This window comes from Bradyrhizobium sp. Kon56, assembly GCF_055807635.1.
In genome coordinates this window covers 12440-38785 of record NZ_JBVVOU010000029.1, presented here as the reverse complement: position 1 = coordinate 38785, position 26346 = coordinate 12440, and the positions used below count along the sequence as shown (strand labels likewise).

The following is a 26346-nucleotide window of genomic DNA, read 5'->3' as shown; positions in this document are numbered from 1 at the left end:
GCCTTCCACCACCACCTCGGCGCGGATTCGGAGGTAAAATCCAAACGAGGCGGAGTTGCGGCGCGCAACTCCGGCTTGGTTGTCTCGATGTCAAGAACGACGGCGCTCACGCGCCGCCGAACCTCCAGACGGGAATACCGAGCCGCTTCGCCTTGTCGGCGAGGTTGTCCTGAATTCCCGTGCCCGGGAAATGCATGACGCCGATCGGCAGGAGTTCGAGCATCGCATCGTTGCGCTTGAACGGCGCCGCCTTGGCGTGTTTCGTCCAATCGGGCTTGAAGGCGATCTGCGGTACTTTGCGGTTGGTCGCCCATTTGGAGGCGATCAGTTCGGCGCCTTTCGGCGACCCGCCATGGAGGAGGACCAGGTCGGGGTGCTTGGCGTGAACCTTGTCGAGGCGGCCCCAGATGAGGTTGTGGTCGTTGAAGTCGAGCCCACCGGTGAGTGCGATTTTCGGTCCAGCTGGCAACATGACCTCGGTCTCGGAACGACGCTTGGCGGCGATGAAGTCGCGGGAGTCGATCATTGCTGCGGTGAGCGTTCGGTGATTGACCAAGGATCCCGACCGCGGGCGCCAGGCCGAACCGGTGTGGACCTCAAATTGTTCGATGGCCTGGTCGCGGAAGAGCTCCAGGCAGTTGCGGCGCTCGATCAGCGTGATGCCTTCGGCCGTTAGGCGCTCGAGTTCGACCGATCGGACTTCCGAGCCGTTCTGCTCGCGCTGGCTCTTGTGCTGCGCTTGTTCGTTGTCATCGAGTTGGCGTTCGACGCGGTCGACGGCACGATGGAACAGGTTGACGGTTGACCAGAGCAGATCGTCAAGCTCCGGCTCAAGTCGCGTATCGTTCAGGGTGGCAACCAGGGCGTCGAAGATATCGACCACGGCGCCGACGATCATCTTGCCCTCGGGGAGCGGTCTTGGATCGGGCTGGTCGTTGAAGGGACGGTAGCCGAAGAGCTGCAATTCGGTGAGGACGTGGTCGGTTGGGGAAGAGGCACGCGGCGGTTCGATGTCGTCATGGTCGGTCATGGGAAGAGGTCCTTTGCCGGATCGGCCGCGACCATCGCGGCCTTCGTGGCGATCCTCTAACGGCAGGCGGAACGGGCCAGCACCCGAAAGGGCCGAAGCGACAGCGGAGGATGGCGGAGGCCGGCTATTTTGCTTCGCGATGCAAAGCGCGCTGGTCCAACGTATGATGTGTCCTCACATCGCTGGCGCGCGGCGGAAAATAGCCGGACGCAGCCATTGCCGGGCCGGGCCGCTTGCCGTCCGATCGCCGTCTAGAAGGCCGAGGTCGCGTCCTCTTCCGGTATTGGCCTCGCCTATGACCGACCTGGCAGCATCGATCGAACACCGGAAGCTATTCTGCGACGGCCCTCGACGAATGCAGGGAAGCGAACGACGTCCTCTGGCACGAGCTGAAACCGCAGGGCTGCCCGGAGGGCATCGAGACCGAAGACATGCAGATCTTCGTTGAAGTCGCCCAGCCGCGGCGACAGCGCGATGGCTTCAATGCCGGCATCTGCTGCTCGCTGGCTGAGAATAGTCTGCACCGCATCGCCAGCGGCATCGGCGTCGCGGGCGATATAGAGCCGACGAAGGCTCGAGGGCAGCAATATTGCCGAAAGGTGATTGGCTGAAAGCGCAGCCGCCATGGGCATCGTCGGCAGCACGTAGCGCAGCGAAAGCATCGTCTCGATACCCTCGCCGGCAGCGAGCACGTCGTCTACCACGCCGAACCGAACGGCGTTGCCGAGAAGGTCGCCCATAGCACGTCGTGGGGTATTGATCGGAGCCTTGCCGAGCCGAACACGATCAAAGCCATCCGGATCGAGCCATGTGCGGTGCACGCCGGTGATCCGACCATCGAGATCCGTGACGCGGGCGATCATCGCCGGCCAAGTCTCGGTCGGCAAATGTTCATCCGGCCGATAGAAGCAGCGTGGGTGGAAACGCAGACTACCACCATGGTGCACGCGGGCTATTCCGCGACGCTGCAAATATGCCTCGACCACGGTCCCCTCGATCGGTTGCGATATGACAAAGAGCCGTCTCGCCGCCTCTTGCGATCCAGCCGGTGCTAACGCACGAATGGGTTTCGGCACGAGCTCCGGTTCAGTACGAGGCAGACACAGAAACCGCCTCGCTTCCTCGGCGACCTCGCGGAAGTCTCGCAAGGCCAGACTTTCGCGGATGACGTCGAGGAGATCACCATGTTCGCCGGTTGCGGCATCGGTCCACTTGCCCGCCGGCCCCCTTGGCGATTCCTGGAGCCGCACAAATAGCGAGCGGCCTGGGCTGTTGTGGACGTCTCCGACCACCCAGTACCGCCCCGCGCGCTTCCCATTGGAGAGATAGTGTCGGCACACCGCCTCGGCCTCGCGCGCGAGGCGGCCTGCCAGTTCGGAAGCATCGCGGGACATCACGCGGCCTCCCGCTCGCTTATGCCAGCAACCGGATAGGTGTCGAGCACCTTCGACAGGATCTCGACACCGCTCGCGTCCGTGGGCACAAACATGCGCAGCTTCCAGGAAATGATCTCTCCAAAGAGGCCGTAAGCCCGGAGGCGATCGCGTATCGTGTCGTTGAAGCCCGACAATTCGATGCGGGCTGTGCCCATCACCCGGACTCGGCGAAGTAGGAGCCCCTCCGTAAGCTCGAGGACGGTCCGTCCCTCTACCAGCGCGGTAAAGGCGGTGTCCGGCGTCAACATCGGCGCATCCGCCGCAAGGACGTTCGCGACCCAGGTCGCCGAGACCTTGCGGCCGATGATGCGCTCGCCCGCGTCGGTCCGAAGCCGATAGACCCGGGTCGATTCATTCGGCAGCCGCTTCCAGATGGGCAACAGCAAGCCCGCCACGACGTGGATCGTGCTTTCCGTGAACTCCGGGATTTCGGCAACCTCTGCCAGCCAGGCCGTAGCAAAAACTTCGCGATCCGGTTCGATCCAGTGGCTCTCCGCCATCATATTCAGGGGGATCGTATGCTGCTCCATCGGCCGGATCAGGCGGACGCGCCGCTCGATCTCGCCGTCGTCAAGCATGAAGCTCGGGGCGGGGACCTGCACGGCGGCTCGTCCCGAGCGCTCATTGATCAGCAGGACAGCGTTGCGATCGGAGGCACGAACAAGCGCATCATCCAGATCCACAGGATGGTTGCGCAGGCGCTGGGTGATCGTGAGAAGTCGGGTCTCGGCGCCAGTGCCCGGATGGACGTAGATCGTCCGCCGATCGGTGACGAGAAAGCTCGCGGCGCGAAGCGTTTCCAGCCCGGCGTCATAGGTGGCCGAGGCGACCGCGCCCTCGATCCGACCGGTCAAGAGCTGCTCGAAGACGGTGAACAGGATGTTCTGAAGATCAATCGTGAGCGCCAGCAACCGGTTCAGGAACGTCGTGATCGGCGGCAGGTCATCCCTGAGCCCATTGGCATCCGTGAGCTTCAGGCCGGTCGCATCCTCGAACCTCTCGAGCGCGCAGCCCTCGACCTTGCCGCGCGCGAGCAAGGTGTAGAGCTGACGCAACGCATCACGGCCGTACTGGCTTTCGAGATTGTCTTCGGGACGGAACAGCCCCTGCCCTCCGGTCTGACGCTGGCCGCGCGTGATGGCACCCAACGTGTCGAGCCGACGGGCGATTGTGCTGAGAAAGCGCTTTTCGGCCTTCACATCGGTTGCGATGGGACGAAACAGCGGCGGCTGCGCCTGGTTGGTCCGGTTGGTACGGCCGAGCCCCTGGATCGCGGCGTCCGCTTTCCAGCCGGGCTCGAGCAAATAGTGGACCCGCAGGCGGCGATTCCGGGCCGACAGCTCGGCATGGTAGCTCCTCCCCGTGCCGCCCGCGTCGGAGAACACGAGGATCCGCTTGACGTCATCCATGAACGCCGAGGTCTCGGCGAGGTTGGCCGAACCAGTTCGGTTTTCGACGACCAGCCGGTCGCCCTTGCGGACGATGCGACGTGAGCGGCCGGTCACCTCCGCGACCATGTCGGTGCCGAAACGCTGGATGACCTGATCCAATGCCCCAGGCACCGGCGGCAGCGAGGCAAGCTTCTCGATGAGGCGGTCGCGGCGGGCGACGGCCTCCCGGCTCTCGACCGGTTGGCCGTCACGGTAGACAGGCCGGGAGCAGAGATTGCCTTCCTGGTCGGTGAAGGGCTCGTAGAGCTGGACCGGAAAGGAATGGGCGAGATAGTCGAGGACATACTCGCGCGGCGTGATGTCGACCTGGACGTCGCCCCATTCTTCGGTCGGGATCTCGGCGAGCCGGCGCTCCATCAGCGCCTCGCCGGTCGAGACAATCTGGATGACGGCGGCATGGCCGGCCTCAAGATCGTGCTCGATCGAGCTGATGAGCGACGGCGTCTTCATCGAAGTCAGGAGATGGCCAAAGAAGCGCTGCTTTGCGCTCTCGAAAGCGGATCGCGCGGCCGATTTGGCGTGGCCGTTCAGTGTTCCGGTCTCGCCGGTGATGTTGGCGGCCCGCATCGCGGCATCGAGATTGTTATGGATGACGCTGAACGCTCCGGCATAGGCGTCGTAGATACGAACCTGTTCGGGCGTGAGCTGGTGCTCGACGAGCTCGTACGCGACGCCCTCGTAAGAGAGCGAGCGGGCCGCGTAGAGACCGAGCGCCTTGAGGTCGCGGGCCAGCACCTCCATGGCCGCGACGCCGCCCTCCTCGATCGCCTCGACAAACTCGGCGCGGGTAGCGAACGGGAAATCGACGCCACCCCACAATCCCAGCCGCTGGGCGTAGGCGAGATTGTGCACGGTCGTGGCGCCGGTCGCCGAGACGTAGACGACCCGGGCATTCGGCAGGGCGTGCTGGAGTCTCAGGCCAGCCCGCCCCTGCTGTGACGCCGCCTGGTCACCGCGCTCGCCCTTCTGGCCTGCCGCGTTCTGCATCGCGTGGCTCTCGTCGAAGACGATCACTCCGTCGAAATCGGAGCCCAACCATTCAACGATCTGCCGAACGCGCGAAAGCTTTTCGCCGCGCTCGTCGGTGCGCAGCGTAGCGTAGGTGGTGAATAGGATGCCTTCCGAAAGCCTGATCGGTGTGCCCTGCCGGAAACGTGACAGCGGCGTCACGAGCAACCGCTCCATTCCGAGCGGGGACCAGTCGCGCTGCGCATCCTCGATCAGCTTGTCGGATTTGCTGATCCAGACCGCGCGGCGGCGGCCCTTGAGCCAATTGTCGACAAGGATGCCTGCGGCCTGCCGGCCCTTGCCCGCGCCGGTGCCGTCGCCCAAGAACCAGCCGCGACGAAAACGCACGGCATTTTCTGCGCCGTCGCGTGTGGCAGCCACAACATCAAAGGTCGCATCCACCGTCCAGGAGCCCGCAAGACACTCGGAATGCGCCTGGCCGGCATAGATGATGCTCTCAAGCTGCGCGTCGGACAGGATGCCATCCGCCACGACATTAGCTGGCAGATGTGGCCGGTAAGACGGCTTCGGCGGCGCGACCGAGGCCATCGCGGCGGACTGCACGAGTTTGGTCGGATGCGCATGCGCGTCCGGAATACGGACCGCCTGCAGCGCGCATTCCTCATAAAGCGCGTCGGTCAGTCGAGCGCCCTCGAGAGGCGTCCACTCGACCATCTCGTAGGTAAGTTCGACGCCCTGTGGCGCGCCATCTCCCGAAGGGGACGATGGACTTGGTGCAGAGGCGCCGGACGGCCGAGACGTCGCACGGCGCCTGATGACGTCGACCATGACGGGCGCGACAAGAGGCAGCCTTGGAGGCACATGCTGGGTCACCCAGTCAAGCAAGGTAGCGACATCGCTCGCCATGCCCAGCGAGGCCGGAAGGACTTTCGGATCCGCGGCGGGCAACTTGTCGATCACAAGCAGCCTTGTGTCGGTCTGCGTTCCCTGTTTCGCGTACACCGCGCCGTCGATGGCGGCAGAAAATACCACCCGCCCGCTCTCCTGGAGACGAACGACGGCGTCTCGCCACGCCGGATTGTCCGGCGCAAGGCTCGCGCCCGTAATGGCGACCAGACGCCCGCCGTCGCAAAGACGCGCCAAGGCAGAGGCGATGTGCCGGAGCGCAGCATCCGCCATGCGTCGATCCACGTTTGCCAATGCCGAGAATGGCGGGTTCATCAGGACCACGCTCGGTACGACACCAGCATCAAGGTGATCATCGATCTGGGCGGCGTCGAACCGCGTCACTTTTACTTTGGCGAACAGTTGATCGAGCAGTGCCGCGCGGGCCTCGGCCAGCTCATTCAATACCAAGGCGCCGCCGGCGAGCTCAGCAAAGATGGCGAGCAAGCCGGTCCCCGCGGAGGGCTCCAGAACGCGATCGGCAGACGTAATGCCGGCTGCGGTGCATGCAGCCAGCCCCAGCGGGATCGGCGTCGAGAATTGTTGAAAGGCCTGGCTGTCCTCCGAGCGGCGTGTGTGGGTGGGAGGAAGGCTGGCGATCTTCGCGAGGATCGGCAGCATCGCGGCCGTCGAGCCGGCCTTGACGCGGATAGCCGGGCCAAACTTGCGAAGGAACAGAACGGTTGCCGCCTCGCAGACATAATAGGCGGTCTTCCAGTTCCAGACGCCGGTCGCGTCGGAAGCGCCGAAGGCAGCTTCCATGGCGCTACGCAGGACAGCGGCGTCGATACGTCGGCCGCGTTCCAGATCGGTCAGAAGCTGTCGCGCAGCCCTGACGGCGGCGGTGGTGAGACTTGCAGCGGCACGCATCGAGAGCGGCGCGGCGGCAGCGCCGCCGGCGAGAGATTCGGTCATGGCAGGAATCTTTCGGAGAGCAGGAATGGGTCGAACCATCAGGCGCTCTCCTTAAGACCCGACGGCTCAAACCCTTCCCGGCCCGGCTCTCCCTCTCAGCCTTGGCCCATAAGATGGGGACCGGCGCGAAACACCGGTCCCCAAGCAATTGCCGGACGGCCGGAGCCGTTTCTTCTACGATGTCACTCAGCCGCGTCGAGCTGTTGCGGATCATCGTCCTTCGCGTTGTCCCGATCCTCGTCCTCGTCGAGGAATTCCGGCAGGGGCCCCGCTTCACTCTCCTGTTCCACTGACGCCGCATTGGGATCGACGAGGCGCAGCGGCTCCGGCAACCAGCCCGAACCATCGAGGAGACGCTCGGCTTCCTTGGCCATGTCGGCCTTCTTCAGGTGGTCGATCAGTTGCGCGGAGGATTCGCCCTTGGCTTCCCGCACCGCCTCCAGGATGCGAGGCTTGGTGACGCGGCCGAGATAGTTGTCGACGGTCGGTCTCCAGCCAGAGCGAACCATGTCGAGGCCGACGGCACCTGCCAGCACATCAGCCTGGTCGAGCCGGGTGCGGACGCCGTGGGCGGAGACGCGGCCCTGATTGTAGCGGTTGGCCGGCTCATAGACGGCGTTGACCGCAAATGACGCACAGTGAGCGAACAGGGATGCCTGTGCGGCGCCGTCGAGGGCCGTGAGCGCATCCCAGAGATCGTCCTCGCCCTTCGGCAACCGTGCCTTCCAGGACTCATGCCGCGCCTCAACGGCCTTCGCGGACACGCTTTCCCTCAAGCCAGGCGCTTGAGCCGGAAAGGTCGGTGTGCGAAGTCCGACCTCAAGGCAGCTCCCGGACGATGCCAACCGGTAAAAGGCCGTCCGCACGAAGTTGTGCAGCACCGCCTGGAACGCAATTGCAGGATTTTCTGCCAGCGCATCCCGCAATGCCAGCGTGCGATGCGCCGTCAGCTCGGTGATCAGCCGATCCGGCAGAGGTTTTGTCGCGTCCTCATCTTCTTCCGCGTCAGTCGCGCCGCTAGCCACGGCGATGACCGTGCGCTGGACGGAAGTGCCAGCCGCCTTCCCCTCGATCGACAGTGTATCGGCGCCCTCCCCGACATCGGCCTCGGCTGCCGAGACGTCGTCCTCCGGCCGGACGTAACCCCGATCGACCGAGAGGCGGCCTTCGAAATCGATGCTGACGAAGGCGCCGGCACGGGCGATCTCGGCCGGATTGTAAATTATCGGCCGCTCATCAAACGCCATCAGTGCCGTCTCGATTTCGCCGAGACGCTGATCTACCTCTTCGGGCAGCTCGTCGGCATCCTGGTAATCGGATTCAAGCTTGGCTCGCTGCGCGTTGAGGGCGTCGATTGTGGCCTGCTCTTCTGGGGAGAGATCGACCGGTTTGCCCTCGAGCTCACGCAAGCCATCCGTGTGGCCGTAGGGGAATTCGACGGCGAGCGAAATCCACTTCCACCCCTCCGCTGCAATCGTCTCAGCCTCGGCTTTAAGCTTTTCTGTCACCAGACGATCAAGCAAGCGGACGTCCTGAAGCCAGCCGCCATCGTCGTGCGCGAATAGATCCCGCAGGACACCGCCGCCCGCCTGCTCGTAAGCATCAAGCCCAATGAACTGAACGCGGCGATCGGACGCGCGCACGGTATTTTCCGTGAGCATCCGCCGGATCTGGTAGGGCTCGTCATAACCGGATCGGCTGACGTTCTCCCACACCTGCTCCTGCCTGGCATGATCGGCTGTAACTGAGAAGGCCATGAGTTGCTCGAGAGTCATGCCGTCTTCGGCATAGACGTCGTGGAGCTTTGGCGACACCGACGCCAGCCTGAGCCTTTGCTTCACGACAGCCGGTGTCACGAAGTGCCTTGCAGCGATATCCTCCTCGGACATGCCCACGCCACTCAAGGTCTGGAAGGCTCGAAACTGGTCGAGCGGATGAAGCCCTACCCGCTCGTCATTCTCGGCAAGCGAGTCGTCTTCAGCGATGCCGCCCTCGCGCACGACACAAGGAACGGCCTGCGTCTTCGCCATGCGCTTCTGCTTGACGAGAAGCTCCAGCGCGCGATAGCGCCGTCCGCCGGCCGGCACCTCGAACATGCCGGTCTCATGGCCTTCGGGATCCACAACCGCCCGCACGTTGAGACTTTGCAGCAGCGTACGCTGCGCGATGCTTTCGGCGAGTTGCTCGATCGAAATGCCCGCTTTCACATGTCGGACGTTGGATTGGCTCAGCACCAGCTTGTTGAACGGAATGTCACGCGAGGGGGAGAGCGTGATCTTCTGAACAGCCTTCGTCATGTCGATTCTCCACGACGGGCAGCCGGGAGACTCTCTCTCGGCCTCCAACCCGTCGCGAAAGCCGCCGCTCCCCTCTCACTCTCTTGTTCGAGGCGACACGGGTGAAACTCACGCCACCTCCTGCTCCGCTCTCTCGGCAGTGACTTCCGGCAGGAAGCCAAGGAGATAATCCGCAACCTTGCTGGCCTGCGAAGCAGCTCGCACGATCGCGCGATTGTCCTCGCGCAGCACCTCCAGCCAGGACCCGATGTAGTCGGCGTGCCGCACCGTCGGCACGATGCCGAGCGAGGCGCAACTGAACGCAGACGAGATTTCCGCAACCAGCTCCTCAAAGGCATACTTCATGGTCCCAAAGCTGCCCGACAGGTCGCGGTTGAGGCGTGACGGATGTCCGCTGGCATGCACGTTATGCCGATATCGGCATAAGGCGCATAATGCCGCGATCCAGATTATGCCGCATCTGCTCGGCTGGGCCCGGTTGGCGGCATGATCCCGCCAATCCCATTCGGCATAATCTTCGTCGCTCCAACAACAAGGAGCACGAAGATCATGTCTCAATATTTGCAGACCTGCATCGAGCCGCATCTTGGCTCGTTCGCAGCGAGTTTTGCGGCGGAGAATTACAGCGCCGGCACGGTCAAGACCTACCTATCGATCCTACGAAAGGTGGGTCACGCGATGGATGTCCAGGGCATCGGTCCTTCAGCGTTGACGCTCGATATGGCCGAGCATCTGGGACGCAAGGTGCCGCGTAAGAAAACCGGCACGATATGGCCGTATAGGTTGGTCCGCCGGTTCGCGCAGCATCTTCTCGATATCGGCGTGACGCATCCAGTGCCGTTGAGCGAGGCGCAGCAAGCGCGTGCGGCCCTACTGGCGGACTTCGAGACCTATTTGGTCAAGCATCGCGGCCTTAGTCCGCGGACGATCTATCACACGCTGCGGTTCGCCAACCGGTTCCTCGATCATCGCTTTGGCGATGCGATGGTTGATCCGGGGCGGTTGCGGCCCGCCGACGTGATCAGCTTCCTTGAGCACGTAATGGCAAGTGCGCGGCGCGACAAGACGGTAGCGACGCATGTTCGTATCTTCCTGCAATATCTGTTCGGCAGTGGCGCGACAGCGACCAATCTAGCTCTGAGTCTGCCTAGAACGGCGAAACGCTGGGGAGCACGACTGCCGCGCCATCTGGTGCCCGAGGGCGTTGAGGCGGTGCTCGCCTGCGTGCGCCACAACCCGCGGCACGGGGCTCCGGACTATGCGATGCTGCTCATCATGGCCCGGCTTGGCTTGCGTGCTGCCGAGGTCATCGCGATCCGGTTGGACGACGTCGACTGGCGCGCGGGCGAACTCTTGGTTCGTGGCAAGGGCAAACTCCACGATCGCGTGCCGATCAGCTCGGGGGTTGGCGATGCGCTGAGCCGCTATCTGCGCGAGGAGCGCGGCCCCACGTCCTGCCGCATGATGTTCGTTACCCATCGCGCGCCACATCGTCCGTTCAATGACGGCCAAATCGTCAACGCCGTCCTAAAGGATGCCCTGAAGGCGACCGGCCAGAAACCGGTGACGCCCTATGTGGGATCGCACCTGCTGCGTCATAGCCTTGCGGTCCAGTTGGTGAACTCGGGTGCATCGCTCGACGAGGTGGGCGACGTGCTGCGGCATCGCTCACGCACATCGACCATGATATATGCCCGTCTCGACATAGATGGGCTGCGATCGATAGCAATGCCCTGGCCCGTAGTGGGAGGCGCGCAATGAGCCTCACCTCCCAACTCGATCGCTATCTGGCCGTGCGGCGCAGCCTCGGCTACGACCTGAGCACCAGCGAGCGCATCCTCCGCCGCTTCACGCGGTTTGCCGACCGCGAGCGTGCGACGCATATCGACACGGCGCTGTTCCTGCGCTGGCATGCTACGCTCGACGAGGCCAACGGCAGGACGCGAGCGGCGCGGCTTACCGTCGTGCGCCTCTTCGCGCAGTGGCTAAGTAGCTTCGATCTGGCGCATGAAGCCCCGCCCCGGGGATTGTTGCCGAATACCGTGATGCGCTCCCGACCGTATATCTACAGCGACGCGGAAGTCGCTTCGATCATCGCGGCCGCAATGGCACTTCCGTCGATTTGCGGATTGCGCGGGCTGACCTGCTCGACGCTGTTCGCACTCATCGCGATCACGGGCCTGCGCGTCAGCGAGGCGCTCGCGCTCGATGGAGACGACCTCGATGCCGATAGTGGTGCGTTACGCGTCCGACAAGGTAAGAACGGTAAGGAGCGACTGCTGCCGCTCGACCCCAGCGCCGTCGAGCGACTGCTAGACTATCGCGTCAAACGCGACCGGTTGATCGGTCATCCGGCGAAGCCGATGTTCATAACTGACAAGGCGACTCGGCTCACCGACTGTGGGGCCCGCTACAACTTTGCGCAAGCATGCCAGCAGATCGGATTGCGATCCGAGCAGCAGTACCAGCGGCACGGCCGGGGACCGCGCATCCACGACCTGCGCCACACCTTCGCCGTGCGTACGATGATCAACTGGTACCGGACTGGCAAGGACCCGGCGCGCGAGATGATCCGGCTGACGACCTATCTGGGTCATAGCAACCCTTCTGGAACATATTGGTATCTGGAGGCGGTCCCGGAGCTGCTCGATCTAGCGATGGGCCGCGCCACCGCGAGCGGCGGGGAGATGGCACAATGAGCACCATCGCCTTACCTGCGCTGATCCAGCGCTTCTTCACCGAGCGGCTTTGCACGCAACTGGAGGCGAGCCGACATACGGTCGCTGGCTATCGCGATACGTTCCGGCTACTGCTCAGGTACGCGAGCACTCGCCGCAACAAGCCGCCAGTCAACCTGACGGTCGAAGATATCGACGCCGATCTGGTCGCGGACTTCCTCGCCCATACCGAGACCACGCGGGGCAATAGCGCCCGCAGCCGCAACACCCGGCTCGCGGCGATCCGATCGTTCTTCCGCTTCGTCGCGATGACCGATCCGACCTGGCGACTACACTGCCAGCGTATCCTGGCCATGCCCAACAAGCGCTATGTGAAGCGTGCAGTTACGTTCCTCGATGCCGAAGAGATGGCGGCGTTGCTGGCGGCTCCGGATCGCACCACATGGGCGGGCCGGCGCGATCATGCTCTGCTGTTGCTCGCAATCCAGACAGGCCTGCGAGCTTCCGAACTGGTCGGCCTTACCCGGGGCGATGTCGCGCTTGGAACCGGCGCTCACATCCGTTGCATGGGCAAGGGCGGCAAGGAGCGCGCCACCCCACTTCGCCGCGAGACAGCCAAGCTGCTGGCGACGTGGATCGGCAACGACAAAGACCAGAGCAAGCCGCTGTTCCCGTCGATCCGGGTCGAACGGCTGAGCCGTGACGCTCTTGAGCATCTGGTCCGCAAGCACTGCCTCACGGCGTCGCGCGCGTGCCCGAGCATCGGCACCAAGCGGGTCACACCGCATACGCTGCGCCACAGCACGGCGATGGACCTGCTCCATCATGGCGTCGATCCTGCGGTGATCGCGCTCTGGCTTGGTCACGAGAACGTCGAGACCACCCAGATCTACATCCACGCCGATATGCGGATGAAGGAAAAGGCGCTCGCTCTCGTCGCCGCACCATCCGCGCCGCCGGGTCGGTTCCGGCCGGACGACAAACTGCTCGCGTTCCTTGAAGGGCTCTGATTATGCCGAACAGCCGCATGGCCAACACCGGGATATCCAGCCTCCAACAGAGGCCATGCGGCATAATCTGGATCGCGGCATTATGCGCCAGTTCGTGCAAGGCCGTTCGATGCCAATTGATCGGTTCGAAATAGGCTTGCGGTGGGGGCACCTGCACATAATCTTCCGTCGGCGCATAAAAGGCGCGGTTGCCGCCGATGCGGAAGTCGATGCCGGTCGCCTTGATCAGGTATTCGACCCGCGGCTCGATCATGCCGGATGGCGGTGGTGGCGCAGCAGTTACGATGTCCGAAGCCAGCCCGTCGCATTGATCGAGATTGAAAACGGTGAAGCGCTTCAAAAATGGAACAGCTTGTGCCTCCTCGCCGGTCTCGTGTGCGCGGCGCTTTTCGTCGACCGGCACAAAACGGTCGGCATAGACGACGGTCGTGCCGCGCTCGCCCTTGCGGACGTGACCACCGAGCGACAGCGCCTGGCGGAAAGTAAGCCAGCTCTGACCGGTGAATCCACGTTCCGTGGCGGCACCCCAGAGAATTAGAATGTTTATGCCGCTGTATTGGCGGCCGGACGTGGCGCTTTTCGGCATGGCCAAAGGCGCCTTCGCCGCCCCGGTACCCCAAGGCTGCACCCACGGCACGCGGCCGGCCTCCAGCTCGGCGATGATCTTGTTGGTGATGTCGTCATAAAGGCTCGTTCGGTCCTCACCGGTGCGCCCCCGAGGATAATGTCTGGACATCGCGGATCTCCGCGACGGGGACCGCGAGCCTCTCTCGCAGCCTGTAACCCGTCACGGCAAAACCCGGCCGACACTCTGACTCTCGCCTCCACCTGAGACAATCCGAAATCTGCGACGCAGCCCGCCTTCCATCGGACAATTCATGAGAATTGCGTTGAGCTACTTAGGGTCGCAGGCCCGACCAGGCGTGCGCCAGGGCGCATCGCCTCAACGCAAAATGGCACCCGGAGAGCGTGAGCATAGCGACCCGAAGGGACACGCGGGTCCGAGTGCAGCGACGAGACCGGTTCAATAGCGGCACCCGGGAACGGGGCAGTGATAGCGGTCGCCGCAGGCGAGCCCCTTTTCCGAGTGCCCCCGGCGAGGAGCTCCGCATCCCCTGCGCGAGGGATCGACGCCGCACGGCCGAGACGCAAAGCGGCTCGGTTTACGAGAGCCCGGTGCGGCGACAGCCGCACGCGCGCAAGAGGAAGAACTCCGCTAAGGCTCGAGTCGGAGTCAGAGGACCTAGATTTCCTCGCGCGCATGCGTCTGCACGTCATAGATCCTGATCTGAAGCATAGGAAAACGCTTCTTCAGTTCTTCTCCGCCCGCCTTGGCGCCATCTCTGGTCGCAAACTCGGCCTTGAGTCGACCGTCCACTTCAAGGGCGTAACCAGAGGCCGGCAATTCACGAGTGGCTGCAACCATTTCATTCCCATTGTGCGGTAAGTCAGGGAATGATGGATACCGTGAGTCGCCCGAACCACGCTAAAGCCATCTGCCTGAGCGGCGCAGATCAGCCATTGCACGTTATGGACTTCGATGAGACCCTCGTCACACGAACCTGGACGCGAAAAGCAAGTCTTGCCTGTTTCCGGCCGCCACAAGCAGTCCGGCAGAGCCGGGTTCATATTAAAATTTCAGCTCTTCAGCGGCCCCATAGCCTCGGCTCTGGGTCCATCGACCGGCAAGCGCGATAGTGACTACGCCCTGACTCAGGCCACCGCATAAAGCCACGCCTGCGCGACGGTTCAAAAAGCGTCGGAAGCAGGAAGACTAGCGGATCGAGCACGCCTGTCAGCAGGTCGTGAGTAGCTGGACAGGACCGATGGGGTGGAATCCATTGCGGTAAAAAACATGTCCGCTCGCCGCAGCACGTGAGGGGCTCCAGAGCATGGCATCGAGCACCATCACGGCCAGCGGCTGCCGCCTCCAAGCGAATGAACAACAAAACAAGGCAACAGCAGGTTTTTAGTCTGGATCACCGCAAATGCGAGTCGCACCGTGACCGCAGCGGACAGACTTTGGCGCTCCTCGAGCAGATGGCGGGACGCCTCACGCGAACCGAACTCTAGGAACGGTTTCAGTTCGCCCTGACTTGGGGAGCACACGCAGAATGCGTCGAGCCAGGCAATCCCATAGGCCGGCTACAGCAGCGCTGCCGAAACGATGCATGGCCATAGACACCTGTCCACGGGGAGACCAGCCTTATTGAGGAAGGACGGGCGGGTGAATGCCATGCGCCAGTCGCGCCAAGACCTGGCTGGAGGAACCCACTCACTCCGGCCAGCAACAGACGCTATGCGAGGCCGACAATCCATCGCGCTCCAGGCTTACGTCCCGGTCGAACCGAGAGCGCGACCCTACTCACGCGGGATGTCAACCGGGCAGAAAGCTCAACGCTTAAGCTGCACAGCCGGCGCATCCATTTCCATGAGCAATATTGATAGCTCGAGCACGCTTGTCGATCACGCGTCAGCGCAATTGCTGTCCTTGTCGCTGGAATGCGTAGGTTGGATTCATCCCGCAATAGGCCAAGGTACCGGAGGCAGTGGCCATGCACTGGTCATAGGTCGAGAACTGGCAATTGCCCGGATATCCCCAGGCGCGTCCCTGCAAGCAATAAACGTCCTGCCGAGCCGGTGGAATGTACGAATGCCCCCGCGAAGCGGCAAGCGAAGGCGATCCGAAGCCGGCGAGGATCGGAAGTGCAAGCATACAAAAAACGAGAAGGTTGCGCATTGGACTGTAGCCTCCGTTAAATCTTCGAACAGAGTCTAAATGTGACGTTTTTAGTTTTGGTCAATGCCAAAAACATTTGGTGGAGTGCTTGGCCGATCGCGTACGAAAGAACTCCGATCGTCAGCGGCTCCGAGATTGGAGCAGGATTCCTGCGGCTTCTTAAAAAGCAGTGCAGCTTTCAGGCCTCGGGGGGAGCGAAACCCTGAGGGAATAGTCGACCCGAGCTTGCAAACTATCGGTTCGGGGCGATCCAACTGGGCTCGGTTATCTCGAACGCCGAAATATCCCGCCCGTTTGAGCATGTATCACTTGAGAAGAGGCCCTCGAGCAGATCTGGCGGGGCCTAGGAAGATTCAGCGAGCTTGAGCTCTCCTAGGGCTTCGTCATCGGCCTGATCCGACCCAGCAGCGACTCGGCATGGTCCTCGCGCTCGCGCGTGAAGCGCTCTTGATGTGCTTTGAATCGCTCGACCCGCTTCCTGATCTCATCGCGCTCGCTGCCGCCATAGTTGGGCAACCTGAGCTCATGCGGCTCAACGCCTTTTTTCAGCTCAGGCCTCGGCCCCTCGATTTCTACCTTCAGCGATTTGGTGAACGCCATCGTTTCAGCGACGAGCGCATCGAGTTCCCTCTTCCAATTATGCATTAACGCCCCCGTGTGGCACGCCGCGCGGGCGCGCCAATCCGTTACAAGCCAACCGGCGACTGTGGCGCCGAGCCCGATCGTATCTAGGCCGGCCCAATCCTATCGAGTATCCCCGAAAAAGGCCGCCGACAATCACGCCGGCGGCCTTCCGGGTTGAAAATGCCAACGTGAATAAATGTAGTCCAGCCCCGGTGGCACCGATGATAGACTCAAAACGCGCCGTTTTCTAGTTCTACAGATTCCGAAACTTAACGCAGCTCTCGCGAGCCTCATCCAAGTCGGCGACGCATCGAGTGCCTATCGCCCCATGCCTGCAACTGCCGGTTCAGGCAGGTTAAAGCCCGGAAAGATTTGGGTCGGCGTGCCAGCCGTCGTCACACGGCGGACGCAGCTCCCGCTGTGCGGCTATTCGCGGTGGGCCCGCAGTGAGCCGATGGCGGCGCGCTCCGGCTGGTCGTTACACCAGTTGACGAAGGGTCGGCTTCTCCCGATCGGCGGTATCGATCACAAGCTTGTTGGGACTGGCGACGCCGTGCGCGCCGCCAGTATCGATCAACTGATGCGGAAAGGGTTCGTCGAAATCCAACCCTGAAAGGCTGAGATCGAGCATCTGACGCGCAACTGCGTCAGCGAATACTCTGGCTGGATCAGATCGTTGTATTCTTTCTGCAATCGGTCTGGATAAGCGCCGACAACATCCAGACCAAATTCGAGATCGGCGCGCGGAAAGGTTCAACCTCATGCCGGCTTGGCCACGTGGTGGTGTCGACATCTTCGCCGAGCAGGTCGTGCCGATCATGCGCAAGCGCGCTCTGTCCGGCACGACTACGCGGGCAAAGGGCGGCGCGGCCACCATGGCCCGGACCGGGCAGCAAGCGTTTTCTCCAACTCGGTTCAGTCGATCGCTGTACTTGCCGGAACTCCTCACATCTCGCTTCATATAACGGGCTTTCTCCGTCTCTGAGGTTTATTGTAGCAGATGAAGTAGGGCCTACGCTGGATCTCACTGCGCGGGATCTTGCGACCACGAAGGCTCAGCGATCAGTTTCTTGCGTGTTTGGCAGGACATCCTCGGCGACAGCGGGAGACCCCGTTGTCCCAGGATCGAAAGGCGACTTGGGTCGCATTCGGCTAGCGGATCATCTCGGACATATTGCAGCCGCGGCTTCTGGAGGTGCTGCATCACTCATGAAGGCAACAGGCAGCCCGACGCCGATGGCGCCAATCATGATCGATGCCGCATTCAGCAGCGTGACGCCGCTGATCTGGACAAGGATGCCGCCGAGAAAAGCGCCGATGGCGATCCCTGCCAAGGTGGTTGAGCTGTTCATTGCCAGGACCAGCTTCGACCTATCTCCGGCCAGACCGGAGAAGCCGATGCTGGAGCGGGACGAGATGCATGTAGCTCACGTTGGCCCAAAGGAAGGCGATGAGCACGTGAAGGCACCATGCTGTCCGAACGCAAGCAAACCTAGGAAGGATGAGTTGTGCGCCTGCAGCCGCGACGAAGAGTCTACGGTCAGTCAGAACGCCACACGCAGCGTTTCCCGTCACGCGTCCGAAACCGTGGGCAATGAGCGCGGCCGAGAGGAGTGGCACCCCCGCAAGCAGAGAACCGCTCATAAAGACGCTCACATAGGAATAAGCGATGAACTCGGAAACCACGATGAAGAGCGTCACGGAAAGGATGCCGATAGTTTCTAAGAGCGCTTTCGAGGACGGACCGTTTGCGCGCTCCGGCGCCTTGGCAGGTATTCCAGAAATCATCGGGGCGAAGATTACCAATGCGGCCAAAAGAGCGACTACTCCAAACATCTCGAAAAAAATGGCTACGCTCTGGCGGATTCCCACCGCTCCAGCAGGAGCCTCGCGGTCAACAGGACTATATGTAGTCTGTAGGTACTGTCTTTTTCATTGGACAGCCCGGGATGCGCGCCCTCCGGATGCAGGCGCTTCATAAGGCCGTTTATGAAATTTTTTCCCTCGCCTCCCCACTCGTTCAGATCGATGCGGAGAATGCCTTCCCTCGCCAATCGCTGGCGTCGGCCTTCACCGCTCTGGGCGGCCGTTGCCGGATCGATCGCTTTGGCAAGATCATACAAAAGAGCTTCATAGAAAACTCGTATCTGGCTGTTTGCCGCCGCCCAGTCGCCTCGACCATGTGCATCGAGCGCCTGGGTGAGGTGCCCCCTCGCGACCTCGAATGGCGGCTGAGACAATATGCGGGTTACTTCGTCTTCAGCGGCTGCGATGCCCAGCTCTACCGGTGATACCCGCCGCAGCGTCCTATCCACAATGGTGAATCCGTCCCGCTCCAGCGTCGCCCTGAACTTCTTGAGGACCGAATTTTCCTCGACCAGGTCGGCCCACGGATACTGTTGCGGAGGCTCGGCCACATGCGAGGCGGCCGTCTCTACGATGAACTCGCTGAGGTATTCGCCGTCCCGCAGTTTCCTCATAGGGTCTTCGTCGTACATCTCGATCAAGTCACTGTGACGTTTCCCGACGCTGACGTCTTCGTGTCGAACCCAATTGAAATACTCAGTACCTAGGTCCTGCAAAAAGCGCGAAAACTGACCCTGGTTGAAGGGCAGCGTGTCGACCGCGGCAAGCACGGTCTTGCGTGAAAATTGCGGCGACCTGTCTGGCATTATCAACACCTCGATAAGATAGTCGCTGAGTGCACCATCATGGGAGCATGACGCAAGGGATCACGATAGCAAGGAGCGAATCGTGTTTTCCGATCCAACTCTTTGCGACGCATTGGCCTTCTGAGTTGCCCGATGAGATACAGGTTGTCCGGGGGGTAGCTGCAAGAGTTCGTGCTCCGGTGAGCTCGAGATGACGTTCTCGTCGGGTCAAGGATGGACATTCGCATCGTCCGAAGAGTCGGAGCGCTTTCGGCTTGCGCGGATGCGTGCACGATGGACATACGGCTCGCTGAACTTCGTGATATCTGCCCTTCGACTATTGGGGCCAGTCCAGCGCACGACCGTTGGGTACAAAGCCATTCCCAAAACCCTCCTGCGACGGAACAGGTCGCGGCCGTGCCGCCGCGCAGGTCGAGCCTGAGCGGGACACCCTCGTAAGCGCCGAGCTCGTTCGCAGCCGTCCGACTACAACGTACTGTGAACCGTCATACTTTAGAAGGATGCGGGGCCAGGGAGCCGTACGGCCACGAATTGCGACGCCGCCACGACAAGCGCTGCTCCGTTGGCCAGAACAGACCAACCCGTTCACAAACAGTGGTCTAGGCGGCGATCGCGTCGGGCGCATTGTTCGGCGTCGTCGCGCAAAACCTACAAGACGAGGTTTGCGTTCCGGGGCTACAGAGCGGCGCATGCGGCCCGGCAATCTGCAAGCACTACGCTGGATCCTGAACGGCTCCATACTATTGCGGATAGAGATCGAAAGGCTGGGCAGGCGTAGCCTGCAAGCTGACCAGAGGTGCAGTATCGTTCTCGGCGTCCAACCAGCCACTGTATTTCTGCAAGACCGCCTTGAGCCGAGTACGTTGGCTGGCGGGAAAGGTATGCAGCTGAGTCCGACAAGTGATCTTGGAACGCTCTCGCCGCCAGCTCTCTTGAAACACTTCCATCAGCGTGAACTCGAGAATGTCGAGTGGATGAGCAAAAAAGGAAGGCAAGCGCGGCAGCTCCTTGACCTCCCCGACGAACTGAATGTGCAGCGTCGGATGTCCGGCCTTGTTGGGATGGACGTCGAAATGGCACTCTGTACAGTCGCTGTCACCTTCCTTCCACATCAGCTTGATGCAAGTCCCACCCGAAGTTACGATCATGCGGCCGTTGTCGTCCTCAGCCAAGTGGCCTTTGAAGTTGAACGAAACTTCAGCCACGAGCTCTTTTGCGAACTCGCCGTGACTGCGATAGCTCTTGCTTGGGCGTGTCCTGATGGGCTGGGCGGCTTCGCCTTGGCCGGTACCCCACCGTATGCTGCCGTCTCCCTGTCTTGCGTTCGCCACAGCCGTAGCCAGTAGCGCCTGCAAATCGTCCAATCGCCTGTGGTTCGCCAAAAACCTGGAACTGGCCTTTGAAAATGCACTCAGGTCGCTTTGCATCAGCTTCACGTCGAATACCACAGGCAAAGAAAGCTCCTCAAACCAAGTCGTTCGGATCAGCCATTGCCGTGAGCACGGGATCGGCTTTCACTTCTGCTTTCAGCATCCAAGGCTCCAGCGCTTCAGCTGGCCAGCCGGGCGGATGAACCTGGATAGCTTCCTCGATCGTCCCGATCTCCGACTCAAGAAGGTCTTCATCGCAAATCACGACGTGAGACGATGACGGCTTCAGCTCTCCAAATTGAAATCCGGGAACGGCCAATCCCAGTCCTTCGAGCCGTGTGCCGCTTTTCGCAGTCGCCTCATCCAACAACCAGACGAGTTGGTCTATTCCCGGGCGCCACCAACGCCGACCCATCAAGCTCTCCAGGGGACCCGTGTACTTGGCTCGTTTCAGTTCGGCCAACCAATCGGTCGATGGCGCAAGATCTGCTATCTTCCTGAAATCCTCGGCCGATATTCCCAGTGCCCAAGCGGCATAGAAGTCGGACAAGAAGACCCCAGGATACGGCAGCGCCTTATGGCATAACCATCGCATGATCTGGGATGCCCCACGAGCCGACTGGGAGGTGCCCTCTTCCGTTTGATCAACAGGGGGTCTTGCATTCTGCAGCTCCTCCCCAGCCTGTTCCGACCACACACAGTCTGTGGGCGCGTTCAGGATTTGAAGGATTTCATCCAGGCTGGCGCCGTCGTTCCCGACTCCATCTCGTATTTCTTGAAAGGCCTCTGCCAAGTTGGCCAGACGTTGTGTGGCTCGCTCATCGTTCTTGAACAGAATCCACTCTACGTCGAGAGCCGGGGCCAGCCGATGCTCCCGATTGACGAAGGATCCCTCGACAGGGAGCGCCGGTCCAACGGCTGGAACTTCGTTGGCAAAGACCTCGACATCGTTCGTGAACATGATGATAGGCGCGAGCGGCTGCTTGTTGAAACGCGACCAGGAACGAAGATGCGATACGAAGCTCGAGCCGTCTTGAGCATCCAGCGAAATCGAAATAGGAGTGTCGTGGAATTTTTGGTCGAGCAATATAAGGCATGCCTCGCCGACCAATTTCGACATCAACTGTGCGAACACTTCTCGGTCGGATTTCGGATCGACGACTTCTAACGCGTATCCGTCCGGGATTTTAGGTCTGACTTCGTTCTCGTCGTCGTCGATGGCGAGAATCAGCGGCGGCTTGCTCATGATGTTGGTATCCGGGCCTCGATAGCTGTGGCAAATCCTCTGGAAGGCGAAACGAATTGAATGCCTCCACCGTACTCGTCGAGAAGGCTCTTAGTGACAGTCAGACCCAATCCCATCCCCTGTCCCAGCGATTCTTCCACTTCCGAGGTCGACGATCGGAATGGTTCGAACCATCTGTCGGCGATCTTCAGATCGACTGCATCCCCCGTGTTCTCGAAGCGCACGACCAGTTCGCCATCATCAGTCGTGGCAGAAACCTTGATCAGCCCGTTCTCGCCCGCGAATTTGATCGCATTACTGAGGAGGTTGTTGAAAACGGCGGAGACTTCGGCCGGAAACATCGCGGGTGTTTTTGTGTTTGCAGGAATGTTGGTCTTGATTTCAATTCTTCTCTTCTCAATTGAAGATTTGTGAAAATCAAGGACCTTCTCGAAGCGCTCCAGCAGCGGTTGCTTCGACCTGCGCCGTCGGCCTTCGATACCGGTCATGTCGGCCAGATAGACGGCATTTCGGCGAAGTCTGTCGCGAATGTCACGGCAATCCTTGGCGACCGCGCTGATGCGCCGCGACAGCTTCTGGTCCGTGATCGACTTGGCGAGGCCTTCCAAACTCTGAGCGATGCCCTGCGACAGGATCGCCAGCGCATTGACCTCGTGAATGAACGCCGCCTGCTCCAGCCCCATCGACGCAAGGACGCGATACATGGTCGCTTCGGAAGCGCCCTCCTCGATCAGTTCCTTGGCCGAGGACAGAGTCTTCTCCACGGAGGAGATCGTTTGTTGAACCGCATCGGTATCTCCGCGGGCCAAAGCCGCGCGGGCTTGCCTCAACGAGCCGATGGCATCGCTCTGCATGCTGTTGACGAGATGCGAGGTCGGCGCCTGTGAAGCAGGAGAGGCTGGAACGGCTCTTCTCTGTCGTTCCTGCTCCTGCTTGCGCGCCTGCGTCAGCACCATTCTGGCCGAGTAGTTCTGACGGATCTGGAGATCGATACCAAGCCTGACCATGTCACCGATGAAGTCGAACTCTGGGCCGGGAAGAAAGCCTTCCCGGTTGACGAGCATTTTCAGGTCGCCTGCATGCGCCCGTGTGAGAAACACGGCCCCGAACCACATCTTGTTGCCTTGAAGCGTCAGCGCCTCGTTGGGATCGCCGTCGGGAAGCTTCCAGTCCGAGAACCTGCGCAGTCGTCCGAGTTCGCCTCTGCCGCGCGAACGATAGTCACGATCGAGATCAAGCCAGTCGTCGGAAGGATCGCCGTATGGCAGAACCCGAAATCCCTCGTAATACATTCTGATTCCGGCCAACGCCGCCGGCCACGCCGTGTGTTGGCGCTGAAGTATTCGCGCCTGAAAACCGACCGCCGGTGCATCCTTGTCGAGCTTGCGCTTGAGCTGAAAGGCCTCGGCGCCCGGAAACTCCTTGCGAGTGGCCTTGGTCGGCAGGACCGCCAACTTCAGCATCCGGTCTTCGGCACCGCAGTCGATTTCGATGACCCAGGCGGCGCTTTCGATGGAGCCCGGAATGTCGGGTTCTCTCTGCAGGAACTCGCCGGCAAACTCGATCTTGAAGCCCGCCTCGCGCTGGGCATCGCGGACGTTTACGACCGGAAGGATGGTACGCCCCTCGACCAGCCCCTTGGGGAGGGGCTCCACCAAAGCAGCAGGTGGAGTGAGAGTGATGACCTCGCGGAAGAACCTATCGAGCGTCCTTGCGCTCCAGGCGCGACGCAGTTTTTTCAATATCAGGCGCGTTCCGGCGGGCCTTCCCTTCAATTCCTGTTGGGGCAGTTCGTGAGTCGCGACCGACTTCGATTTCGCGACCTGCTGCAAGGTTTCCAGCCTCTCGACGCCGTCCCAATCGATCGTGGCTCGGACACCTTTTCCGGCAGGAAAGCCAGTTTCGAGATTTCGTTTCGCACCGTTCCACTTGCGGGATACGATTTCGAGATTCCGCGCAAGCTTGTGGGCTGCAAGGCGACCGACGCCCTTTTCTCCCGTGAATCTTCGCTTGAACCAAGGGGACCGTCTGTCGGTCGTGTTTTTCGTCCGTCCGGCGATACGAAGGAAGCCCTTCTCGAAATCCTCGACATCCATGCCGATCCCGTCGTCCTCGACGATGATGCTGCCCTTCTCCGGGTTCTCCAGGTTGGTGCCGAGGATCGTAACCTTCGTTGCATCGGCATCGTACGAGTTCTTCACGAGCTCGACGACAGCCGTCGAGTCGCGCCCGACGAGCAATTCGCCCAACTCACGAAACAGCTTGGTGTCTACCGTGAACTCTGCCATCGCAAGCCAAAAGATTCCGCATCAAAACGATAGAAGGCTAAGCCAACTCTATACTGTCGAGAAAACGCTTGTAACATCTGAAATACCCGCCCTTGACCCTCGGGGCGATCTTCTCGAGAGCAAGGGCCAAGCCCCCATCTCGCAATTCTTCGTGCAGCTCGTGGATCATTCGCTCTTCGTCTGCGAAGATTGCATATACACCGTGCGAAGGGATTGAACCGGAGCGATCAAGAGCGAGACGCGGGATTTTCGCCAGCTCTGGTACCAGCAGTTTAGGCCGCTCCCAGCCGGAAGCAAGGACCTTGTCGATCGGGCTGTACCAAGCTGCTCCATTGATGACGATGGCCCGCTGCGTCAACTTCGGTCTGAAACGACGCAACCGCGCGGACAGAAGCGGGTATCTTTCGAGCTCCCGCAGATTTCCGCTGGAATCGTGCATTGCGACGATGCGCTTTCCCTTCGAGCGAATGCTTCCTTCTTGGATTTCGGCTGCCTCCACCCACGGGCGCAGCAGTTCGGGCTCGACATCGTTCTCGTCCGCTCCCAGAACGAACGCCGCCGTGTGCCCGAGTGCGGGGCCGACCCGGACCATGAACCCGGCTTCGCGGATCGTGTTCGACTTCGACCGTCGAAGCTGCCGGACTGGCTTGCAACGGGCGGCTATCAGGATACTCGGATAAGCGTCCACATCCTTCACGAACGCGTTGGAGGAACACAGCTGATGCTCCGAGGAGATGAGGAGCTGAGGCAGCCACTTTTGTCGGAAAGATTCCGCAAACGCCATGAAGCGCCATCGATCGGAGCAAAGGAAGCCGCATTTTCCAGCGAGAGCGAGCCGGCTGAGTGCCATGTCCAGGAACGGAAGAAACAGGTCTCCGCCCGTGAATTCCTTGGCGACGCTCGCGTCGTATTCGGCCTTGAGTTGCGGCGGAATCTTCGACCAGCGGACGTAGGGAGGATTTCCGACCACGTGGGTGAAAGACCCGCCTGCCGGCGGGGTGAGAAGGAAATCACCGCAGGTGACCCATCTGCGAGCCAGTGCATGGGCAGTCGCGGAACGAACTTTCAACTCTCTGAGCGCCCGCGCGATCCTGGATCGAGCGCGCCCGGCCTCTCTTGGGTGCAGCTCGAACGATGCGATACAGCGCGCCAAGCTCCCCACTGTCGGCTTGAGCCCGAATTTTTTGCAAGACAATACCAATCGACGGGCGGCTTCCACCACGAAGGCTCCGTCACCAGCAGCCGGCTCCAGCAGCCGCTTCTGGAAGAGCTTTACCCGTGGTACCCAGCCGACCTCATCGAGAATCGATGCCACAACCTCCGGTTTGGTGTAGATTCCACATCGATCGTGGAGTTTCTGTACCTCCACTCTCCGTGGGACCGCTGATCGTCGAGGGCCGGGCGTCTCAGATAACTGTCGATGACTGGCCTCTTGCATGCATTATCCGGGTGATTTCTCTGGACGGTCTTTCCTATGGCCGTAAATAGTGTATCGCTGCAAGCTCTTAACAGGTTAACAAGATGCCGATTGCGGGACTTTTTTCGGGCATAGGGGGATTCGAGGTCGCTTTCGCTCAGGCTGGCTACCAGGCGAAGCTGCTTGCAGAGATCGATCCTGCCGCCCAATTGGTGCTCAAAGAGCACTTTCCGGACGTGGCTCATTTCGGGGATGTGGCGAGCATCGAGGCATTGCCGTCGGACACCGAAATCTTGACCGCCGGGTTTCCGTGCCAGAATCTCAGCATGGCAGGAGACAAGACCGGGATCCGAGGCAGCAAATCGACAGTTGTCGAGCGGATGTTCGAGCTGATCGAGAAATCCCATGTGCCGACGGTCGTCATCGAAAACGTCTACTTCTTGCTCCAGCTCGATCGCGGCAACGGCATGCGTTGGCTCGTGGAGCAATTCGAACGCCTGAACTACTCCTGGGCCTACAGGGTGCTTGATAGCATGGGATTCGGGCTGCCGCAGCGCAGGCGCCGTGTGTATTTGGTAGCAAGCCGCAAGCTCGATCCGAGAGATGTCCTGTTGGCCGACGAGGCTGTTGCTCCCCAGCCTCCCGAGCGGACGCTTCGGCAGCCCTTGGGCTTCTATTGGACCGAAGGACGATCGGGCATCGGATTGACGGTCGACGGCATTCCCCCATTGAAGGTAGGGTCGTCGCTTGGGATTCCCTCAGCCCCCGCGGTTTTGTTTCCTGACGGGGAGGTCCTGATGCCGAGTCTTTCCGCCTGCGAACGCCTTCAGGGGTTTGCTCGGGGATGGACGCACGCGTCGACGCAGCATCCAGGAAGAAGGGCCGAATGGCGATTGGTGGGCAATGCCGTATCCGTTCCAGTGGCACATTGGGTCGCTCAGCGCTTGAAATCTCCCGGCAAGCATCGAGAATTCGCGGAAACGCCCATTCGTGAAGGCAAGATGTGGCCGGATGCCGGATGGAACGTCGGGCAGGGGCGCGTCGGCGCGGTCGCGAGTGACAGGCCCATTACTGCGCCCCAGAAATCCATTTCCGATTTCCGGGACGGCACCTGGACGCGCCTATCGGATCGCGCCTTGGATGGGTTCATCAAACGCGCCGAGGAAGGCGGTCTTTGGGTTCCCGAAGGATTCCTGGAGGCGCTGCGAAGCGCCGCAAGAAAGATACCGCGAGCAGCGTAACCTTCGGTCGGCAGCAG

General features: G+C 61.3%; 18 protein-coding genes and 3 pseudogenes. 4 read left to right on the top strand and 17 right to left on the bottom strand.

The genetic code is table 11. From position 1 onward, the window contains the following. Positions 1-106 precede the first annotated feature (106 nt). The 5 genes and pseudogenes from AC0L3B_RS31570 to AC0L3B_RS31550 all read right to left on the bottom strand — a co-directional run. Entirely contained in the window at positions 107-1030 is a 924-nt protein-coding gene (locus AC0L3B_RS31570; protein ID WP_473381634.1) for a DUF2493 domain-containing protein, read from the bottom strand. A gap of 331 nt (positions 1031-1361) precedes the next feature. Next, positions 1362-2424: pseudogene (locus AC0L3B_RS31565) on the bottom strand (DUF7146 domain-containing protein). Next, positions 2424-6746, bottom strand: a complete 4323-nt coding sequence (locus AC0L3B_RS31560) for a strawberry notch-like NTP hydrolase domain-containing protein (protein ID WP_473381633.1) — start codon at positions 6744-6746, stop codon at positions 2424-2426. Before AC0L3B_RS31560 ends, AC0L3B_RS31565 begins: the two are co-directional and overlap by 1 nt. Before the next feature lie 182 nt (positions 6747-6928). Then, positions 6929-9043 carry a ParB/RepB/Spo0J family partition protein gene (locus AC0L3B_RS31555; RefSeq protein ID WP_204513409.1) on the bottom strand — a complete coding sequence of 705 codons (2115 nt, stop codon included), beginning with the start codon at positions 9041-9043 and terminating at the stop codon, positions 6929-6931. 108 nt (positions 9044-9151) lie between these two features. Next, a pseudogene (locus AC0L3B_RS31550) lies at positions 9152-9445 on the bottom strand (zincin-like metallopeptidase domain-containing protein); the annotation flags it as partial. A 147-nt stretch (positions 9446-9592) separates the two neighbouring features. Here AC0L3B_RS31550 and AC0L3B_RS31545 point away from each other — a divergent pair. Genes AC0L3B_RS31545 through AC0L3B_RS31535 form a run of 3 tightly spaced genes read left to right on the top strand, consistent with a single transcriptional unit; the run spans position 9593 to position 12731 of the window. Continuing rightward, complete coding sequence (locus AC0L3B_RS31545) at positions 9593-10804, top strand: tyrosine-type recombinase/integrase (protein WP_473381632.1); 1212 nt, start codon at positions 9593-9595, stop codon at positions 10802-10804. Beyond that, a complete protein-coding gene (locus AC0L3B_RS31540; protein WP_473381631.1) occupies positions 10801-11742 on the top strand; it encodes a tyrosine-type recombinase/integrase in 942 nt (313 codons plus the stop codon). Before AC0L3B_RS31545 ends, AC0L3B_RS31540 begins: the two co-directional genes overlap by 4 nt. Further along, entirely contained in the window at positions 11739-12731 is a 993-nt protein-coding gene (locus AC0L3B_RS31535; RefSeq protein ID WP_473381630.1) for a tyrosine-type recombinase/integrase, read from the top strand. The genes AC0L3B_RS31540 and AC0L3B_RS31535 overlap by 4 nt, the downstream gene beginning before the upstream one ends. An 82-nt stretch (positions 12732-12813) precedes the next feature. On the opposite strand, the pseudogene AC0L3B_RS31530 reads toward AC0L3B_RS31535, so the two are convergent. The 12 genes and pseudogenes from AC0L3B_RS31530 to AC0L3B_RS31475 all read right to left on the bottom strand — a co-directional run. Further along, a pseudogene (locus AC0L3B_RS31530) lies at positions 12814-13467 on the bottom strand (ArdC family protein); the annotation flags it as partial. A gap of 507 nt (positions 13468-13974) precedes the next feature. Next, a complete protein-coding gene (locus tag AC0L3B_RS31525; protein ID WP_204513407.1) occupies positions 13975-14157 on the bottom strand; it encodes a hypothetical protein in 183 nt (60 codons plus the stop codon). Between the two features lie 1047 nt (positions 14158-15204). After that, positions 15205-15471, bottom strand: coding sequence for a DUF3551 domain-containing protein (locus AC0L3B_RS31520; RefSeq protein WP_204513406.1), 267 nt, complete (start codon positions 15469-15471; stop codon positions 15205-15207). Positions 15472-15843: 372 nt separating this feature from the next. Next, the gene (locus AC0L3B_RS31515; protein WP_231189412.1) at positions 15844-16071 is read right to left on the bottom strand and encodes a hypothetical protein; all 228 of its coding nucleotides are present in this window, start codon (positions 16069-16071) and stop codon (positions 15844-15846) included. A gap of 502 nt (positions 16072-16573) precedes the next feature. After that, positions 16574-16726, bottom strand: coding sequence for a hypothetical protein (locus AC0L3B_RS31510; protein WP_231189415.1), 153 nt, complete (start codon positions 16724-16726; stop codon positions 16574-16576). Positions 16727-16763: 37 nt separating this feature from the next. Further along, positions 16764-16991 carry a hypothetical protein gene (locus tag AC0L3B_RS31505; protein WP_204514111.1) on the bottom strand — a complete coding sequence of 76 codons (228 nt, stop codon included), beginning with the start codon at positions 16989-16991 and terminating at the stop codon, positions 16764-16766. A 264-nt stretch (positions 16992-17255) separates the two neighbouring features. Then, a complete protein-coding gene (locus AC0L3B_RS31500; RefSeq protein WP_204513402.1) occupies positions 17256-17447 on the bottom strand; it encodes a hypothetical protein in 192 nt (63 codons plus the stop codon). Positions 17448-17945: 498 nt separating this feature from the next. After that, positions 17946-18767, bottom strand: a complete 822-nt coding sequence (locus AC0L3B_RS31495; protein WP_231189417.1) for a hypothetical protein — start codon at positions 18765-18767, stop codon at positions 17946-17948. A gap of 740 nt (positions 18768-19507) precedes the next feature. After that, positions 19508-20221: a hypothetical protein gene (locus AC0L3B_RS31490; protein WP_204513396.1), complete on the bottom strand. Its 714-nt coding sequence runs from the start codon at positions 20219-20221 to the stop codon at positions 19508-19510. Between the two features lie 10 nt (positions 20222-20231). After that, on the bottom strand, positions 20232-21383 hold the full coding sequence (locus AC0L3B_RS31485) for a hypothetical protein (protein WP_204513394.1): 1152 nt from the start codon (positions 21381-21383) through the stop codon (positions 20232-20234). Continuing rightward, on the bottom strand, positions 21380-23671 hold the full coding sequence (locus AC0L3B_RS31480) for a sensor histidine kinase (protein WP_204513392.1): 2292 nt from the start codon (positions 23669-23671) through the stop codon (positions 21380-21382). Before AC0L3B_RS31480 ends, AC0L3B_RS31485 begins: the two co-directional genes overlap by 4 nt. A gap of 37 nt (positions 23672-23708) precedes the next feature. Next, complete coding sequence (locus tag AC0L3B_RS31475; protein ID WP_204513391.1) at positions 23709-24986, bottom strand: Eco57I restriction-modification methylase domain-containing protein; 1278 nt, start codon at positions 24984-24986, stop codon at positions 23709-23711. 206 nt (positions 24987-25192) lie between these two features. On the opposite strand from AC0L3B_RS31475, the gene AC0L3B_RS31470 reads away from it, so the two are divergent. After that, positions 25193-26329 carry a DNA cytosine methyltransferase gene (locus tag AC0L3B_RS31470; RefSeq protein ID WP_204513390.1) on the top strand — a complete coding sequence of 379 codons (1137 nt, stop codon included), beginning with the start codon at positions 25193-25195 and terminating at the stop codon, positions 26327-26329. Positions 26330-26346: the final 17 nt, after the last annotated feature.